This window comes from Citrobacter sp. Ca225 (assembly GCF_030337175.1).
In the GTDB taxonomy this organism is placed as follows: domain Bacteria; phylum Pseudomonadota; class Gammaproteobacteria; order Enterobacterales; family Enterobacteriaceae; genus Citrobacter_A; species Citrobacter_A amalonaticus.
On record NZ_JAOWCD010000100.1, the window covers coordinates 247,253 to 259,211 of the forward strand.

At 54.6% G+C, this 11,959-nt stretch carries 8 protein-coding genes; 5 read left to right on the forward strand and 3 right to left on the reverse strand.

Features of this window, described 5'->3' with window-relative positions; translation table 11 throughout:
- The first annotated feature begins 225 nt into the window (after positions 1 to 225).
- The 3 genes from OGW13_RS21910 (at position 226) to ldtC (ending at position 6,020) form a co-directional block, all read left to right on the forward strand.
- On the forward strand, positions 226 to 1,299 hold the full coding sequence (locus OGW13_RS21910; protein WP_287116471.1) for an acyltransferase family protein: 1,074 nt from the start codon (positions 226 to 228) through the stop codon (positions 1,297 to 1,299).
- A gap of 109 nt (positions 1,300 to 1,408) precedes the next feature.
- Positions 1,409 to 4,855 carry a transcription-repair coupling factor gene (gene mfd, locus OGW13_RS21915; RefSeq protein ID WP_287116472.1) on the forward strand — a complete coding sequence of 1,149 codons (3,447 nt, stop codon included), beginning with the start codon at positions 1,409 to 1,411 and terminating at the stop codon, positions 4,853 to 4,855.
- A gap of 199 nt (positions 4,856 to 5,054) precedes the next feature.
- Positions 5,055 to 6,020, forward strand: coding sequence for a L,D-transpeptidase LdtC (gene ldtC, locus OGW13_RS21920; RefSeq protein ID WP_044254958.1), 966 nt, complete (start codon positions 5,055 to 5,057; stop codon positions 6,018 to 6,020).
- A 96-nt stretch (positions 6,021 to 6,116) separates the two neighbouring features.
- Here ldtC and bhsA read toward each other — a convergent pair whose 3' ends face one another.
- Complete coding sequence (bhsA, locus tag OGW13_RS21925; RefSeq protein WP_043001950.1) at positions 6,117 to 6,374, reverse strand: multiple stress resistance protein BhsA; 258 nt, start codon at positions 6,372 to 6,374, stop codon at positions 6,117 to 6,119.
- Between the two features lie 243 nt (positions 6,375 to 6,617).
- On the opposite strand from bhsA, the gene comR reads away from it, so the two are divergent.
- Together comR and OGW13_RS21935 are read left to right on the forward strand one after the other, a co-directional pair.
- Complete coding sequence (gene comR / locus OGW13_RS21930; RefSeq protein ID WP_043000966.1) at positions 6,618 to 7,253, forward strand: TetR family copper-responsive transcriptional repressor ComR; 636 nt, start codon at positions 6,618 to 6,620, stop codon at positions 7,251 to 7,253.
- 230 nt (positions 7,254 to 7,483) lie between these two features.
- Positions 7,484 to 9,670 (forward strand): TonB-dependent siderophore receptor, encoded by a 2,187-nt coding sequence (locus OGW13_RS21935; protein ID WP_044257981.1) that lies wholly within the window; start codon positions 7,484 to 7,486, stop codon positions 9,668 to 9,670.
- Positions 9,671 to 9,727: 57 nt separating this feature from the next.
- Here the strand turns inward: OGW13_RS21935 and OGW13_RS21940 are convergent, their stop codons facing one another.
- Complete coding sequence (locus tag OGW13_RS21940; protein ID WP_043000968.1) at positions 9,728 to 10,267, reverse strand: glycine zipper 2TM domain-containing protein; 540 nt, start codon at positions 10,265 to 10,267, stop codon at positions 9,728 to 9,730.
- A gap of 185 nt (positions 10,268 to 10,452) precedes the next feature.
- On the reverse strand, positions 10,453 to 11,757 hold the full coding sequence (ndh, locus tag OGW13_RS21945; RefSeq protein ID WP_287116474.1) for an NADH-quinone dehydrogenase: 1,305 nt from the start codon (positions 11,755 to 11,757) through the stop codon (positions 10,453 to 10,455).
- Positions 11,758 to 11,959: the final 202 nt, after the last annotated feature.

An 11,959-nucleotide genomic window follows, 5' to 3' on the forward strand; every position in this document is an offset into this window, starting at 1 on the left:
GTCACGAGTATATAAGCGAAAGCCGCATGGGTAAACGCCTGAACCGTAAGTGTTCGTCAGTACACAGTTGAAAGGGATCCACCGCGCGACAGGCGCAGGATACCGTCCTCGCTGACCCTGATCCTTTTCTTAAAAAAAACAAAAAACAGAATGTTACGCATTACAGCACCAGAGTCACCCCGCAGGATCACAGGCTATGTTGAATAACGCGAGCGTGCTGTCCTGATGAAAAAGAAAGAACTATGGATTAATCAAATCAAAGGGTTATGTATCTGTCTGGTCGTCATCTATCACTCAGTCATCACCTTTTACCCGCATCTGACCCACTTCCAGTTGCCCCTTTCACAGCTGCTGTCGAAATGCTGGGTTTACTTTAATCTCTATCTCGCCCCGTTTCGCATGCCGGTATTTTTCTTTATCTCGGGCTTTTTGATTCGCCGCTACATCGACAGCGTGAGCTGGAAAGAAAGCGTTAATAAGCGAATCTGGAGTATTTTCTGGGTGCTGGCGCTGTGGGGTGTGGTCCAGTGGCTGGCGCTCAACGCCCTGAACAACTGGCTGGCGCCGTCACGCGATCTGCTTCATGCGTCCAACGCCGCTTACGCCAGTTCCGTTAGCCAGTTCCTTCACGGCATGCTGACTGCCAGCACCAGCCTGTGGTATCTGTATGCGCTCATTGTCTATTTCATAGTCTGTAAAGTGTTCAGCCGCTGGGCCGTGCCGCTGTTCGCCCTGTTTGTTGTACTGAGCGTGACGGTCAACTTTTCTGCCACCCCGTGGTGGGGAATGAACAGTGTGATCCGCAACCTGCCGTATTACAGCCTTGGCGCCTGGTTTGGCGTCCCGCTGATGGCAGGGATTAAAGAAGTGCCGTTGCGCCGATATGCGCTGCCCTGCGCAGCTGCCTTCGTGCTGGCTATCGCCGCATGGCTGTTTAACGTCTCATTGCTGCTGTCGTTGGTCTCTATTGTGCTGATCATGAAGCTGTTTTATCAGTATGAGCAGCGCTTCGGTATGCGTGAATCCAGTCTGCTTAACGTGATCGGTTCGAATACTATCGCGATTTATACCACGCATCGCATTCTGGTCGAGGCGTTCAGCCTGCTGCTGATCCCGCAAATCAATGCCGCCGGCTGGTCCCCCGAACTGGAACTGGCCCTGTTGTTGGTCTATCCGTTTGCCAGTCTGTTGGTGTGCACGCTGTTGGGTCTTGCCATGCGTAAAGTGTCGCAGGACCTGTTCGGCGATATCCTCTTCTCTCCCCCTTCTCGCCCGCAAACCGTTAGCTATTCCCGCTAAACTTTTCGCCCTCCGGTGAGGGCGATTCAATTTGCTAATGAGGAGCGATCACGGATAATAAAGGGCATTGCTTATCAGACGACTACCTAAAAGAGATTCTGACAACCGAATGCCTGAACAACAACGTTACACGCTGCCCGTGAAAGCGGGCGATCAGCGCCTGTTAGGTGAACTGACCGGGGCTGCCTGCGCCACACTGGTGGCGGAAATTGCCGAACGTCATGATGGTCCCGTCGTGCTCGTGGCGCCCGATATGCAAAACGCGCTGCGCCTGCATGATGAAATCCGTCAGTTTACCGATCAGATGGTCATGAGCCTCGCGGACTGGGAAACACTGCCCTACGACAGTTTCTCCCCGCATCAGGAAATTATCTCCTCACGTCTCTCCACGCTGTATCAGTTACCGTCGATGCAGCGCGGCGTGCTGATCGTCCCGGTCAATACCCTGATGCAGCGCGTCTGCCCGCACAGCTATCTGCACGGTCATGCGCTGGTGATGAAAAAAGGCCAGCGTTTATCGCGCGATGCCCTGCGTTTACAGCTCGACAGCGCTGGTTACCGGCATGTTGATCAGGTCATGGAACATGGCGAATACGCTACCCGCGGCGCGCTGCTGGATTTGTACCCTATGGGCAGCGAACAGCCCTATCGTCTGGATTTCTTCGACGATGAAATTGACAGTCTGCGCCTGTTTGACGCGGACACCCAGCGCACGCTGGAAGAAGTCGACGCCATCAATCTGCTGCCCGCCCACGAGTTCCCAACCGACAAAACGGCGATCGAACTGTTTCGCAGCCAGTGGCGCGATACCTTCGAGGTGAAGCGCGACGCAGAGCATATTTATCAACAGGTCAGCAAAGGCACTTTGCCGGCGGGGATCGAATACTGGCAGCCGCTGTTTTTCAGCGAGCCGCTGCCGCCGCTGTTTAGCTATTTCCCGGCCAATACGCTGGTGGTCAATACTGGCGATTTAGAAAACAGCGCCGAGCGTTTCCAGGCCGATACGCTGGCGCGTTTCGAAAACCGTGGCGTGGATCCGATGCGTCCGCTGCTGCCACCGGAGTCCCTCTGGTTGCGTGTCGATGAGCTCTTTTCTGAACTCAAACGCTGGCCGCGCGTGCAGCTCAAAACCGACCACCTTCCCGCCAAGGCGGCTAATACCAACTTAGGCTTCCAGTCGCTGCCGGATCTCGCGGTTCAGGCGCAGCAAAAATCACCACTGGATGCGCTGCGCAAATTCCTCGAGACCTTCAACGGGCCGGTGATTTTCTCGGTTGAGAGTGAAGGCCGCCGTGAATCTCTGGGTGAACTGCTCGCCAGAATCAAAGTCGCGCCGAAGCGCATTATGCGTCTGGATGAAGCGACGGAGGCTGGACGCTACCTGATGATTGGCGCTGCCGAGCACGGGTTTATCGATACGACGCGCCATCTGGCACTCATTTGTGAAAGCGACCTGCTGGGCGAGCGCGTGGCGCGCCGTCGTCAGGATTCGCGCCGCACGATTAACCCGGATACGCTGATCCGCAACCTGGCAGAGTTGCATCCGGGTCAACCCGTGGTGCATTTGGAGCACGGCGTTGGACGCTATGCCGGGATGACCACGCTGGAAGCGGGCGGGATCAAAGGTGAATATCTGATGCTCACCTACGCTAATGACGCCAAACTGTACGTCCCGGTCTCCTCTTTGCATCTGATCAGCCGTTACGCCGGAGGCGCAGAAGAGAACGCACCGCTGCATAAACTCGGCGGCGACGCCTGGTCACGCGCGCGACAAAAAGCGGCAGAGAAAGTGCGCGACGTGGCAGCCGAGTTGTTGGACATCTACGCCCAGCGCGCGGCAAAAGAGGGCTTCGCCTTCAAACACGATCGCGAGCAGTATCAACTGTTCTGCGACGGTTTCCCCTTTGAAACCACCCCCGACCAGGCACAGGCGATTAACGCTGTACTTAGCGACATGTGTCAGCCGCTGGCGATGGACCGCCTGGTGTGTGGTGACGTTGGATTTGGTAAAACCGAAGTGGCGATGCGCGCCGCGTTTCTCGCGGTCGAAAACCACAAGCAGGTGGCGGTGCTGGTGCCAACCACTCTGCTCGCCCAGCAACACTTTGATAATTTCCGCGACCGTTTTGCCAACTGGCCGGTGCGCATCGAAATGCTTTCCCGCTTCCGTAGCGCCAAAGAACAGGCGCAGATCCTGGAACAGGTTGCCGAAGGGAAAATTGATATTCTGATCGGTACGCATAAACTGCTGCAAAGCGATGTGAAACTGAAAGATCTGGGGCTACTGATCGTCGATGAAGAGCACCGCTTCGGCGTGCGGCATAAAGAGCGGATCAAAGCGATGCGCGCCGATGTGGACATTCTGACGCTGACCGCCACGCCAATCCCGCGTACGCTGAACATGGCCATGAGCGGCATGCGCGATCTGTCGATTATCGCCACGCCGCCAGCGCGGCGTCTGGCGGTGAAAACGTTTGTTCGCGAGTACGATGCACTGGTGGTCCGTGAGGCAATTCTGCGCGAAGTGCTGCGCGGCGGGCAGGTCTACTATCTTTATAATGATGTCGAGAACATCCAGAAAGCCGCCGACAGGCTGGCGGAGCTGGTGCCGGAGGCGCGAATTGCCATTGGTCATGGGCAGATGCGCGAACGCGAACTGGAACGCGTGATGAACGACTTCCACCATCAGCGTTTTAACGTGCTGGTCTGTACCACCATTATCGAAACCGGGATTGATATCCCGACCGCCAACACGATTATTATCGAGCGTGCGGATCATTTCGGTCTGGCACAGTTACACCAGTTGCGCGGCCGCGTAGGACGTTCACACCATCAGGCGTATGCCTGGCTGCTGACGCCGCATCCCAAAGCGATGACCACCGACGCGCAAAAACGCCTGGAAGCGATTGCCTCGCTGGAAGACCTGGGGGCGGGCTTTGCGCTGGCGACTCACGATCTGGAGATCCGCGGCGCAGGTGAACTGCTCGGGGAAGAACAGAGCGGTTCGATGGAAACCATCGGCTTTTCGCTGTATATGGAGCTGCTGGAAAACGCCGTCGATGCCCTGAAGGCCGGACGCGAGCCATCGCTGGAAGATCTCACCAGCCAGCAAACTGAAGTCGAACTGCGTATGCCGTCGCTGCTGCCGGACGATTACATCCCGGACGTGAATACCCGCCTGTCGTTCTACAAGCGTATCGCCAGCGCGAAGAGCGAGAATGAACTGGAAGAGATCAAAGTGGAGCTGATCGACCGCTTCGGTCTGCTGTCCGATCCGGCGCGTACCCTGCTGGATATCGCCCGCTTGCGTCAACAGGCGCAGAAGCTGGGTATCCGCAAACTGGAAGGCAATGAGAAAGGCGGCACTATCGAATTCGCCGAGAAGAACCATGTTAACCCAGGCTGGCTGATTGGACTGCTGCAAAAACAGCCGCAGCACTTCCGTCTTGACGGGCCGACACGACTGAAGTTCATCCAGGATCTGACCGAGCGGAAAACGCGGATGGACTGGGTGCGTCAGTTTATGCAGCAACTGGAAGAAAACGCCGTAGCGTGATTGAGTGGTGCCGGATGGCGGTTGCGCCTTATCCGGCCTACACATCGATTCCTGGCCGTAGGCCTGATAAGCGCCGCGCTATCAGGCAAGGTTCCGCGATCTTTACAACTCTTTGCACTTCCCTTGCATTTTAAGACACGCCGCCCCGCCATAATTATTATTGGATTCTTCTGGCATAATAACCCTTTGATTTGTGATGATAATGAACAAGATGCGACTTTCCCGCTGGCTGGCCTTTTTTGCGCTCGCCGCCAGCATTACGCTTGCGCTTCCCGCACAGGCGAATACCTGGCCTCTTCCTCCGCCTGGCAGCAAACTGGTTGGGGAAAATAAGTACCACGTTGTTGAAAATAACGGAGGTTCGCTGGAAGCCATCGCGAAAAAATATAACGTCGGTTTTCTCGCGCTGTTGCAGGCGAATCCCGGCGTGGATCCCTACGTTCCCCGCGCGGGCAGCGTGCTGACCATCCCCTTGCAGACGCTGCTACCGGATGCTCCGCGTGAAGGCATTGTTATCAATCTGGCTGAACTGCGTCTCTACTACTACCATCCGGGGAAAAATTCGGTCACCGTCTACCCTATCGGCATTGGCCAGTTGGGCGGTGATACCCTGACTCCAACGATGGTCACGACCGTCTCCGACAAGCGCGCCAACCCAACCTGGACGCCGACGGCGAATATCCGTGCCCGCTATAAAGCGCAAGGAATTATCCTTCCGGCGGTGGTGCCTGCCGGACCGGATAACCCGATGGGACACCATGCCATTCGCTTAGCGGCGTATGGTGGCGTCTATCTGCTGCATGGCACCAACGCTGATTTCGGTATCGGCATGCGCGTCAGTTCTGGCTGTATCCGCCTGCGTGATGGCGATATTGAGACCCTGTTCAGACAGGTTACACCGGGCACCAAAGTGAATATCATCAATACCCCGATCAAAGCCTCGGTTGAGCCGGACGGGACGCGGCTGGTCGAAGTCCACCAGCCGCTGTCGAAAAATATAGATGATGACCCGCAGGTTCTGCCTATCGTATTGAACAGCACTCTGCAATCGTTTAAAGATTCCGCACAGACGGACGCGGCGGTGATGCAGCATGTGATGGACGTTCGCTCCGGGATGCCGGTCGATGTCCGACGCCATCGCGAGGTGGATCAGCAGTCGATGTAACGATTCCGGACATGAAAAAGCCCCGCTGAAATACAATCAGCGGGGCTTTTTTTATCACGTTATTTTGCAGCAGCAGGCATCAATGAGGGTTAATGCTTATTTATAAATTACCGCGGTACCGTGCAGGTTGTTTGGACCCGTCACAGAAGTAATGCGGAATGATTTCGCCCCCATGGCATCCGCTTTCTGCGCCAGTTCGTCCTGCAATGAACTCAGGTTAGTCCCTGCATTTGCAGAGATGGTGCCGACTTTTTGCTGACCGGCAGGCGTGGACTGAACTTCTACAGCCGCGAAGCTTGCGAATGACAGTGAACTCAGAACAGCAGCAGCGATGAGGGTTTTTACGTTTTTCATAATAGTGACCTTTTGCAGATGATTGGGCGTCGTAAGCATTTACTTAACGATCGATAGATAAATGATAGATGTGATCCAGGTCACACGTCAACTCATTTTTTATAACGATCGTTATATAAAAACAAAAGCACTTATCTTTCATACAACTAAGCAGAAAAACTTTTTCTCACGAATGCGCTGGAGCCTGTGCGGGTTTATTTTTATAATGGTTGCTCACTAAGCCCATTAAGGTACAACGGCATCATGACAACTGAATCGACAGGTTGTGTTAAAAAAAGCCGTGGCCGACCAAAAGTGTTCGACAGGGAAGCCGCGCTTGATAAGGCCATGACACTCTTCTGGCAGCACGGTTATGAAGCAACATCGCTTTCTGACCTTGTTGAAGCGACGGGTGCGAAAGCGCCAACGCTGTATGCGGAATTCACCAATAAAGAGGGTCTGTTCCGCGCGGTGCTGGACAGATACATCGCCCGCTTCGCGGCAAAACATGAAGCGCAGTTATTCTGCGAAGAGAAAAGCGTTGAAGCGGCACTGGAGGATTACTTCACCGCAGTGGCAACCTGTTTCACCAGCAAAGACACCCCCGCTGGCTGCTTTATGATTAATACCTCCGCGACGCTTGCCGCCGCGTCACGCGATATTGCGCATACGGTGAAATCACGTCACGCCATGCAGGAACAAACCCTGACGCAATTTCTTCGTCAACGGCAGGAACGCGGCGAGATCCCGGTGCACTGCAATGTGCAATATCTTGCCGAGTATCTGAGCTGCATTTTGCAGGGGATGTCCATCAGCGCCCGGGAAGGCGCCAGTTTCGACAAGCTGCAGCAAATCACCCACACTACCCTACGCCTGTGGCCTGAACTGCTGAAGACCTGATCGCTTTGTTGACCGGGAAACGTCATTTCCCGGTCCTTCCACACCATGATTCCCGCATAATAACTAATGTTATCACTGAGTTAGGTTCACTTTTTTGTAAAAAAACATTGATAATAACAATTATTATCAGCAATATTCGCATTTGATTTTGTATCTGTTTCACAATGTAACAGCCGGCTACGACCGGTGAAAACCTTCACCTGCACAGATATTTTCAGAAAGGAATGCGAATGAATAAGCGTCTTTGGGTTCTCAACCCTGTCCTGTTAGCCTTGACTCTGCCCGCTGCGGCGGCGCAAACAGAAGAAGAAAACCTCATCGTCAGCGCTAACCGTAGCCAGAAAACCGTCGCCGAGATGGCACAGACCACCTGGGTCATTGAAGGCCAGGAGATTGAACAACAGGTTCAGGGCGGCAAAGAGTTCAAAGACGTGCTGGCGCAACTGATTCCGGGCATCGATGTCAGCAGCCAGGGACGTACCAACTACGGAATGAACATGCGTGGTCGTGCGATTGTCGTGCTGATCGACGGCGTACGCCTGAATTCTTCACGTACCGACAGTCGTCAGCTGGATTCTATCGATCCCTTTAACATCGCCCACATTGAGGTCATTTCAGGCGCAACCTCGCTATATGGCGGCGGCAGTACCGGCGGCTTAATCAACGTTGTGACCAAAAAAGGCCAGCCGGACCGCCAGGTTGACCTTGAACTGGGCAGCAAATCGGGTTTTAACAACAGCAACGATCACGACGAGCGCGTTGCCGCCGCGGTCAGCGGTGGAACGGATCGCGCGTCTGGTCGACTGTCCGTAGCCTATCAGCGCTTTGGCGGCTGGTACGACGGTAACGGTGATGCCCTGATGCTCGACAACACGCAAACCGGCCTGCAGCACTCCGATCGTCTGGACGTAATGGGGACCGGCACCCTCGATATCGATGACAACCGCCAGATACAGTTGGTCACCCAGTACTATAAGAGTCAGGGCGATGAAGATTACGGGTTATACCTGGGCGAAAACATGTCCGCCGTTACCGGTAGCGGCACCGCCAGCACACGCAGCGGACTGAGTTCAGACCGTATTCCGGGGACGGAGCGCCATCTGATCAGCCTGCAATACTCTGACGCTGACTTCTTCGGCCAGAATCTGGTCAGCCAAATCTATTACCGCGACGAGTCGCTAAAGTTCTACCCCTTCCCGACGCTCAGCAAAGGTCAAGTGACCAGCTTCTCGGCGTCGCAGCAGGATACCGACCAGTTCGGAGCCAAAATCACTCTCAACAGTCAGTTGATGGACAACTGGGAGCTGACGTGGGGCGTCGATGCGGATCATGAAACCTTCGACTCCAACCAGAAGTTCTTCGATCTGGCCTGGTCTGTGCCGTCAGGCGGGATGGACAATCGCACGGCCTACACGACCGGACGTTATCCCGGATACAGCATCACCAACTTCGCTCCGTTCCTGCAAAGCAGTTACGACATTAACGACATCTTCACTCTGAGCGGTGGTGTGCGCTATCAATGGACAGAAAACCGCGTTGATGATTTCGTGGGTTACGCGCAGCAACAGGGGATTGCCAACGGTTTAGCAAGTTCTGCCGATGTCATCCCTGGCGGCAAAACCGATTACGACAACTTCTTGTTCAATGCCGGGCTGTTGGCGCATCTCACCGAACGCCAGCAGACTTGGTTTAACTTCTCCCAGGGCGTTGAGCTACCGGATCCCGGGAAATACTACGGCAACGGCACTTACCAGTTGGTGGGCGATCATTACCAGCTCCAGCGCAGCGTGAACGTGGCGGATTCGCGTCTCGAAGGGATCAAGGTCAATTCGTATGAGCTGGGCTGGCGTTATACCGGCGATAATCTGCGTACCCAGCTGGCGGCGTACTATTCGACGTCCGATAAGTCGATTGTGATTAACCGTAGCGATATGACGATCCGCGTGGAACCTGACGATCGCCGGATTTACGGCGTGGAAGGCGCGGCGGATTACTTCATCCCTGACACTGACTGGAGTCTCGGTGCGAACTTTAACGTCCTGAAATCTGAAGTGAAAAAGAACGGGAAATGGGAAAAATGGGACGTAACGCTCGCGTCGCCGTCCAAAGCCACCGCCTGGGTCGGCTGGGCGCCCGAGCCGTGGTCGCTGCGGGTTCAGACCCAACAGTCGTTTGATCTCACCGATGCCAGCGGCAACAAGCTGGATGGCTATAACACCGTGGACTTTATTGGCAGCTATCAACTCCCGCTGGGCAAACTGACCTTCAGCATTGAAAACCTGCTGGATGAAGATTACACCACCCTGTGGGGACAGCGCGCGCCATTGCTGTACAGCCCAACCTATGGCAGTCCATCGCTGTACGAATATAAGGGCCGGGGTCGCACCTTTGGTCTGAACTACGCCTTAACTTTCTGATAAAAAAAGCCCCTCAGCCTGAGCGAATGAGGGGCTAACTTACAGAGTACCGCTTTTTTACGCGTTGTTATTCAGAATCAGCTGGCCGTTATTATCCAGCGGGATCTGTGTGCCGGGATCTTTATCCATGCGAATCTTGCCCTGCTGGTCGCCAATCTTATAGGTGACATCGTAACCGAGCATTTTTTCCGACTTGTCATAGACGGTTTTGCAGCGCTGCTGCGTGGACGTATAGGTGTCGTTTTCCTGCATCGAGCCCTGGATCTGGTTACCGGCGTAACCGCCCCCCAACGCCCCGACCACCGTTGCCACATCCTTACCTCGTCCGCCGCCGAACTGATGACCAATCACGCCACCGGCAACCGCGCCCAGCACTGAACCGGTAATGCGGTTCTCATCCTGGACAGGCTTGCGATGCGTCACCGTCACGTTGCGACACTCCTGCCGCGGCGTCTTAATCGTCTCTTTGATAGGTGTTGCAGAAACCACCTGAGCATACTGTGGGCCACGATCAAACACGTTAAGACTGGCAACCGCCGCCACACCCAGCGCAGCAGCTACGCCAATCCCTATACCCGCCAACATCGATTTATTCACGGGAGATCCTCCTTCTTTGCTATTGGTTACAATTTTGCAACCAATGCAATAAGAAGCCCATCAGACTGCGGATGAAAATATCGTTGGTCGTCGTTAAAACAGGATGATTCAGAGAACTCTGAAGGAAGAGGCAGAACGGAGAAGGCACTCAGCACCGCCCACGGGCGATGCTGAGTCAGGCGGGATTAATGCAGTTTCAGACGCGGGCGGATCACACGGTTAATGCTGCCCACCAGCATCATCAGACCGGTTTTAAAATAGCCGTGCAGTGCGATCTGGTGCATACGGTACAGTGAGATGTAGACGAAACGAGCAATACGCCCTTCCACCATCATCGACCCTTTGGTCAGATTGCCCATCAGACTGCCGACGGTCGAGAAGTTGGAGAGCGACACCAGCGAGCCGTGGTCTTTGTACTGATATGCTTTCAGCGGCTTACCGTTCATCTGCGCCAGAATATTGTTCATCGCACAGGTCGCCATCTGATGCGCAGCCTGAGCACGTGGCGGCACAAAGCCCCCTTCCAGACGCGCACAGGAAGCACAGTCTCCAATCGCGTAAACATCAGGATCGCGGGTGGTTTGCAGCGTCGGTTCGACCACCAGTTGGTTAATCCGGTTGGTCTCCAGACCGCCAATCTCTTTCATAAAGTCCGGCGCTTTGATGCCCGCCGCCCAGACCATCAGATCGGCTTCAATATATTCACCGTCTTTAGTGTGCAGGCCGCCCGCATCCGCGCTGGTCACCATCGTCTGGGTCAGTACGCGAACGCCGAGTTTCGTTAATTCGTTATGCGCCGCCGAAGAAATACGCGGTGGCAGTGCAGGCAGAATACGTTCACCGGCTTCCACCAGCGTCACGTTCAGCGCGTCGTTGGTCAGTCCTTTGTAGCCGTAGCTGTGCAGCTGTTTCACTGCGTTATGCAGTTCCGCCGACAGTTCTACGCCCGTCGCGCCGCCACCGACAATCGCAATATTCACCTTACCGTTCGCGCCCAGATTGGCGGAATACTTCAGGAACAGGTTCAGCATTTCCTGGTGGAAACGACGCGCCTGATGCGGGTTATCAAGGAAGATACAGTGTTCTTTCACGCCCGGCGTGTTGAAGTCGTTGGAGGTGCTACCCAGCGCCATCACCAGCGTGTCATAGGCAATTTTTCGTTCAGGCACCAGCAGCTCACCTTTCTCATCGCGCAGTTCTGCGATAGTGATGGTTTTCGCTTCGCGATCGATGTTCATCACCGAGCCCAACTGGAACTGGAAGCCATGGTTACGGGCATGCGCCAGATAGCTCAGCGCGTCCACGCCTTCATCCAGCGAACCGGTCGCCACTTCATGCAGCAAGGGTTTCCACAGGTGGCTGTGGTTTCTGTCAACCAGCGTAATTTTCGCTTTTTTCTTGCGACCCAGCTTGTGTCCCAACTGCGTCGCCATTTCCAGCCCGCCAGCTCCCCCGCCGACAATCACGATCTTTTTCAATGGTGTAGTCAACGTGACCCCCTTAAAATGATTAACCAATTGTTAATTAAACGTTATAAACATAGCCTTTAATTAACAACAAGTTACGACAATGAAAATGTCCTTCGAGAGTGAGAATAACACATGCGGTGCATTGGTCATACCAAAATTGATGTGTATCAAGTTTTGCTGCTGAAAAGATAGACAACGCCAGAAAAACAGGCAAAAAAAACCA

Coding starts and splice junctions, on each gene's coding strand:
- comR (WP_043000966.1), top strand. CDS start 6,618: ATGACAACTGAATCGACAGGTTGTGTTAAAAAAAGCCGTGGCCGACCA.
- OGW13_RS21910 (WP_287116471.1), top strand. CDS start 226: ATGAAAAAGAAAGAACTATGGATTAATCAAATCAAAGGGTTATGTATC.
- OGW13_RS21935 (WP_044257981.1), top strand. CDS start 7,484: ATGAATAAGCGTCTTTGGGTTCTCAACCCTGTCCTGTTAGCCTTGACT.
- bhsA (WP_043001950.1), bottom strand. CDS start 6,374: ATGAAAAACGTAAAAACCCTCATCGCTGCTGCTGTTCTGAGTTCACTG.
- mfd (WP_287116472.1), top strand. CDS start 1,409: ATGCCTGAACAACAACGTTACACGCTGCCCGTGAAAGCGGGCGATCAG.